This window comes from uncultured Leptotrichia sp. (assembly GCF_938036635.1).
GTDB classification, from domain to species: Bacteria; Fusobacteriota; Fusobacteriia; order Fusobacteriales; family Leptotrichiaceae; genus Leptotrichia; species Leptotrichia hongkongensis.
In genome coordinates this window covers 1-5960 of the sequence record NZ_CALHQO010000489.1, presented here as the reverse complement: position 1 = coordinate 5960, position 5960 = coordinate 1, and the positions used below count along the sequence as shown (strand labels likewise).

General features: G+C 32.9%; 4 protein-coding genes. 3 read left to right on the top strand and 1 reads right to left on the bottom strand.

The annotated features are described in order from the left end of the window. Nucleotides 1-318: 318 nt before the first annotated feature. The 3 genes from adhP to Q0370_RS09900 all read left to right on the top strand — a co-directional run bounded on the left by adhP (nt 319) and on the right by Q0370_RS09900 (nt 4523). Nucleotides 319-1362 carry an alcohol dehydrogenase AdhP gene (adhP, locus tag Q0370_RS09910; RefSeq protein ID WP_299575210.1) on the top strand — a complete coding sequence of 348 codons (1044 nt, stop codon included), beginning with the start codon at nt 319-321 and terminating at the stop codon, nt 1360-1362. 183 nt (nt 1363-1545) lie between these two features. Further along, nucleotides 1546-2466 carry a 1-phosphofructokinase gene (pfkB, locus tag Q0370_RS09905; protein WP_299575208.1) on the top strand — a complete coding sequence of 307 codons (921 nt, stop codon included), beginning with the start codon at nt 1546-1548 and terminating at the stop codon, nt 2464-2466. Nucleotides 2467-2567: 101 nt separating this feature from the next. Continuing rightward, nucleotides 2568-4523 carry a fructose-specific PTS transporter subunit EIIC gene (locus Q0370_RS09900; protein ID WP_299575206.1) on the top strand — a complete coding sequence of 652 codons (1956 nt, stop codon included), beginning with the start codon at nt 2568-2570 and terminating at the stop codon, nt 4521-4523. 101 nt (nt 4524-4624) lie between these two features. On the opposite strand, the gene Q0370_RS09895 is transcribed toward Q0370_RS09900, so the two are convergent. Further along, nucleotides 4625-5893: a hypothetical protein gene (locus Q0370_RS09895; RefSeq protein WP_299575203.1), complete on the bottom strand. Its 1269-nt coding sequence runs from the start codon at nt 5891-5893 to the stop codon at nt 4625-4627. Between the last annotated feature and the right edge of the window lie 67 nt (nt 5894-5960).

Genomic DNA, 5960 nt, shown 5'->3' with positions numbered 1-5960 from the left:
ATTTTTGCAGGATTGCTCATTACCGCAAAACTTTACCTTGCAGTAAAGATTGTAGTAATTTCGTGATTTAAATGGATTTAGTATAAACTAAAATTGTCGTGATTTTTTTGAGACAAAATTGATTGTTTGAGCGGAGTTTTTCGTAGCGAGTTTCAATTTTGTTTCAAAAAAATTCTTAGACTAGCCGGGATGCAAGGGGATGGCGATGATCCCCTTGCAAAAATATTTGACTTTTTTAATTTTATAGGGTATATATTATTATGTGAACATATTCACATATATTAATATGAATTTTTAAAACAGAAAGGAAATAGTATAATGAAAGCAGTAGTAGTTAATCAAGAAGGAACTGGAATAGAAGTTGTAGAAAAAGAATTAAGAGGGCTAAAAGCGGGAGAAGCATTAGTTGATGTAGAATATTGTGGTGTTTGCCATACTGACTTGCACGTGGCTCATGGAGATTTTGGAAAAGTGCCAGGAAGAGTTTTGGGACATGAAGGAATTGGAATTGTAAGAGAAGTTGCTGAGGGTGTAACATCACTAAAACCTGGAGATAGAGTAAGTATTGCTTGGTTTTTTGAAGGGTGTGGAAGATGTGAATACTGTATCAATGGACAAGAAACTTTATGCAGAGAGGTAATAAACGCAGGATATTCTGCTGACGGAGGAATGGCTGAACAATGTATAGTTACAGCTGATTATGCAGTAAAAGTTCCGGAAGGACTGGATCCAGCCCAAGCGAGCAGTATTACTTGTGCAGGAGTTACAACTTATAAAGCAATAAAAGTTGGAAAACCTCAACCTGGACAATGGGTAGTAATCTACGGTGCAGGAGGATTAGGAAACTTGGCAGTTCAATATGCTAAAAAAGTATTTAATACTCATGTAATTGCTGTTGACATAAATGATGACAAGTTAGCACTTGCAAAAGAAGTTGGAGCTGACTATATTATAAATGGTAAAAAAGAAGATCCTGTTGCAAAAATTAAAGAATTAAGTGGAATTGGAGCTCATATTGCTGTAGTTACTGCTGTATCAAAAGTTGCATTTAATCAAGCTATTGATTCAGTAAGAGCTGCTGGTAAAGTTGTTGCAGTTGGACTTCCATCAGAAACTATGGACTTGCCAATCGTAAAAACAGTATTAGACGGTATCGAAGTAATTGGATCACTTGTTGGAACAAGGGAAGACTTAAGAGAAGCATTCCAGTTTGGAGCAGAAGGATTGGTTGTTCCTGTAGTTCAAACAAGAACTATCGACGAAGCCCCTGAAATTTTTAAAGAAATGGAAGAAGGAAAAATTCAAGGACGTATGGTAATCGATATGCACTCACATTCTTGTGGTTGCGGACATAAGCATTAATTTGTTTAAATCTATATAAACAATCAAAATAAACTGTATTTGGAAGCTTGAAAACAAACAAGACTAAAAATGCAGTTTTTTAATTTATATTTATATTTTTTAATTGTTTGACTTTTTGATTGGCAAATGATATAAATATATAGTAAAAAATAAGGTATTAAAAATTTAATTTTAAGGAGGAAAATGATGATTTACACATTGACATTGAATCCAGCATTAGACTATGACATGTATCTAAAAGATGATTTACAGGCTGAACATTTAAATCTTGCTCACGAAGTAAATTATAGAGCTGGAGGAAAAGGGATTAATGTTTCAAAAGTGTTAAAAAATCTTGATGTAGAATCTACAGCAATTGGCTTTGTAGCTGGATTTGTCGGAGATTTTATTGTCAGAGATTTAAAAAAAGACAACATAAAATCTGAATTTTTGGAACTTGAAGGAAATACTAGAATCAATGTAAAAGTTAATGGTAATGACAAGGAAACAGAACTTACCGGTGTCTCACCAGAAATCACATCTGAAAAATTACAGGAGCTGACCAACAAGATTTCCCATCTAAAAGACGGAGATATCCTTGTATTATCTGGAAGTATCCCATCTTCAATCAGCAGCAAAATTTATAAGGAATTATCTGAAAACATAAAAGCAAATGTAGAAATAGTACTTGATACAAGAGGAAACTTACTGCAAGACAACATTTACAACAATCTTTTTGTAAAACCAAACATTCACGAACTAAGGGAAATGTTTGATGAAAAATTGGAAACAAAGGCTGAAATTGTCGAAAAATGTAAATTCTTTTTGGACAAAGGCGTAAAAAATGTTATTCTTTCCAGAGGCGGCGAAGGAGCATTGCTTGTAAACAAAGACTTCGTATTAGAGGCATCAGTTCCAAAAGGGCAATTAATCAACTCGATTGGTGCTGGAGATTCTATGGTTGCAGGATTTATTGCTGGATTTGTAAAAGGGCTTTCTCCAGAGGATTCATTTAGGCTGGCAGTTGCTTCGGGAAGTGCAACAGCTTATTCTTATGGACTTGCAGAAAAAGATTTAGTAAATAAACTGTATGACGAAATTGAAATTTCAAAGGAAACTTTTTAAAATACACTACTTAAACTAAAATATCCAGTTTTAAAGTGGTTTTACTATGATAGAATAAAAAATATGTCAAATAAAAATAAACTAATAAGGACGGTGTAAAGATGAAAATATCAGATTTACTGATTAAAGATAGAATAAAACTAGATGTACAGTCTACAAATAAAGTAGATGTTATTAAAGAACTTGCAAAACTTCATGAAAAAACAGGTGTCTTAAATGACTATGATGGCTATGTCAAAGCATTGATGGCAAGAGAGGAACAAAGTTCAACTGGAATTGGGGAAGGAATTGCAATTCCACATGCAAAAACAGAGTTTGTAAAAGAACCTGCACTTGCTATGGGAAGAAAAACTGAAGGAATCGACTATGATTCATTGGACGGAGAGTCTGCTACATTATTCTTTATGATTGCAGCTCCAGATGGTGCGAATAATACTCATATCGAAACACTTGCAAGATTATCACAGTTATTGCTAGATGATGATTTTAAAGCGGCACTAGAAAATGCAAAAACTGCTGATGAAGTATTGGATATTATTAACAAGGCTGAAGCAGAAAAATTTGCAGAGGAAGAAAAGAAAGAAGAAGTACCTGCACAGACTTCATCAGATGAAAATGCCCCTTATATAATTGCAGCAACAGCCTGTCCAACAGGAATTGCCCATACTTATATGGCAGCAGAAGCACTTAAAAAAGCAGCTGATGAAATGGGAGTAAATATAAAAGTTGAAACAAATGGTGCTGACGGTAGAAAAAATGTCTTAACTGATGAAGATATAAAAAAAGCAACTGGTGTAATTTTAGCAATCAACAGAAATATTGAAGTTAACAGATTTGATGGTAAACCATTAATTCAAGTGGAGGCAAAAGAAGGTATTAACAATGCAAAAGCATTAATTCAGCAAGTTTTAGATGGAAAAGCACCTATTTTCCACGCAAGTAATTCTTCTACAGCTTCTTCTGAATCATCTTCATCTGAGAAAAAAGGACTTTACAAACACTTATTAAGTGGAGTTTCTTATATGCTTCCATTAGTAATAAGTGGAGGTATCTTGATTGCGTTGGCATTCTTAGTTGATACATTAACTGGGCATGCAAATGCAGGAAAAGATTTTGGTTCAACACACGAATTGGCAAAATTATTAATGACAGTTGGAAAAGCGGCATTTGGACTTTTCTTACCAATACTAGGTGGATATATAGCTTATAGCATTAGTGAAAGAGCGGCTTTATCTGCAGGATTAGTTGCAGGATTCTTAGCAACAACTCCTATAATTAAAGATGGTCCTGTTTCAGGATTTATCGGAGCATTAATTGGTGGATTTTTAGCAGGATATGTGGTTAAATTCCTAGTATGGGCTTTTGCAGGACTTCCAAGAGCGTTAAATGGACTAAAAATGATTTTATTCTATCCAGTATTTTCAGTATTAATAACAGGTACAATTATGTGGCTAATAGTCAACCCATTAGCAACTGCATTAAATGTATGGATGAATAATGGACTGGCTTCAATGCAAGGTGCAAGTGCAGTCTTATTAGGTGCTTTACTAGCAGGGATGATGGCCGTAGATATGGGTGGGCCAATAAACAAAGTTGCCTATGTATTTGGAACAGGAACATTGACAGCGGCTACTATGACTAGTGGTGGAACTTTCCCAATGGCAGCAGTTATGGCTGGTGGAATGGTTCCTCCAATTGCAATCGCACTAGCTTCACAAATCTTTAAAAATAAATTTACTGAGCAAGAAAAAGAAGCAGGATTGACTAACTATATTATGGGATTATCATTTATAACTGAAGGAGCAATTCCTTATGCGGCCGCAGATCCAGCAAGAGTCATTCCAGCAAGTGTTATTGGATCAGCAATAACTGGAGCTTTGGTGGGATTATTCCAAATTAAAATACCTGCACCTCATGGTGGAATTTTGGTAATGGGATTAAGTAAAAATGCAGCTGGACATAGTGGATTCCTTATGTATTTAATTGCAATTCTAATTGGAAGTGTAATTGCGGCTATAGTACTTGGATTCTTGAAACCGTCTATAAAAAAAGATTAGTTTAAAAAATAAACAAAAAACCGCTTTATTTGATTAATTCATTTAAAACGGTTTTTTCTTTTCTTCTCATTTTCAAACAGTATTTTTATGGTATTTGCATTCTACTCTTCGTAATTTATTTCTAGAACTTCCTTAATTTCATTTCCAAAATAAATCATTTTTGCCTCATTCGTTATCGCCTTTGTCAGTTCAAAAACATTATTCCGTGTCAAAATCTTCTCTGCCATCTCAAAACTTTCCAGACTGTTTAAATGGGAATTAAGTGCCACTTCAATCATTGCTCGTCCATATCCTAAATCCGCAGATTTTTTTAAATATTTAAAATCATCATTTTGTAAATTTGCTTCTTTCTCAAAAAATTTTTGGTTTTGCAATTTTGAAAGTTTATAGAAAGATTTATAATTCTCATTTTTTGAAGATATTTCGTACCAGTTTATTGCATCATAAAGATTATTTTGGTGTTCACAGTATTTTCCAAGCTGATAAGAGGCTTCTGAACGTATTTGTTTTAGAAAATTATTTTTAAAAATCTTTTTTAGTTTTTCATATTTATCAAATTCTGCAGATTTTCCATAAAATTTAGCTAGTTCTATATTTCCATATTCGTTGTATTCAACAGATTTTTTATAAAACTTCTCCGCTTTCTCAACTTCACCCAATTTCTCAAAATTTTTAGCATTTTCCAAAAATTTTATATATTCCCTGCTGTTTTCATCCCCAAACATACATTCGACATTATATAAAATTTCTTTTGTTAAATACAAAATCTGGCTTTCATTCAGTAGTTTATTATAAATTTCCTTTATTTTTTCAGCATCATTTCTCCAAAAATAATATTTGGCAAATTCATATAGATTTTTAGCACTTTCCCCATATTGCAATAAATAATAAAAATATCCATCTATTGCCCAGAAATTCTGTTCTCTAATAGCAAAATAAAACAGCTTCATAACAGACTTCTCAGAAAAATTAAAACTGGTAACATACCAGTTTCTAGCCAAGTTTATATTTCCGCTTTTTTCCTCTAACAGACCTAAATAATACCCAGCCTTTACAATCCCATTTTCAAAAGCAATATACAAGTTGCTCTCTGCCTTGCTCAAATCCCTCTCACAAAAATAATAATACTTCCCAAGCTCATAATACCCCATCCGATGAAGTCCCTTCATCTCATCCAAAACATTTCTCGCTCTTTTAAATTCTCCCTTTTTTATAAAATCATTAACTTTTTTAATATTCTGATTATACTCAACCACATTCTCTTCTTCATTTACCACACTTTTCGTCTTTCTTTCCAATTCCTCCAAAGTCCGAACATTTATAAAAATATTTCCAAGTCTTTGATTTATTCCTTTTAAATAATTTTTCATTTTTTATTTTCCCCATTTTTTATTTACTAATTTTTTTGTTATTATATCATATTTTAAAAAAATTTTT

What these genes read in the sequence shown, in the direction of transcription:
- adhP (WP_299575210.1), top strand. Translation starts at nt 319, where the DNA reads ATGAAAGCAGTAGTAGTTAATCAAGAAGGAACTGGAATAGAAGTTGTA.
- pfkB (WP_299575208.1), top strand. Translation starts at nt 1,546, where the DNA reads ATGATGATTTACACATTGACATTGAATCCAGCATTAGACTATGACATG.
- Q0370_RS09900 (WP_299575206.1), top strand. Translation starts at nt 2,568, where the DNA reads ATGAAAATATCAGATTTACTGATTAAAGATAGAATAAAACTAGATGTA.
- Q0370_RS09895 (WP_299575203.1), bottom strand. Translation starts at nt 5,893, where the DNA reads ATGAAAAATTATTTAAAAGGAATAAATCAAAGACTTGGAAATATTTTT.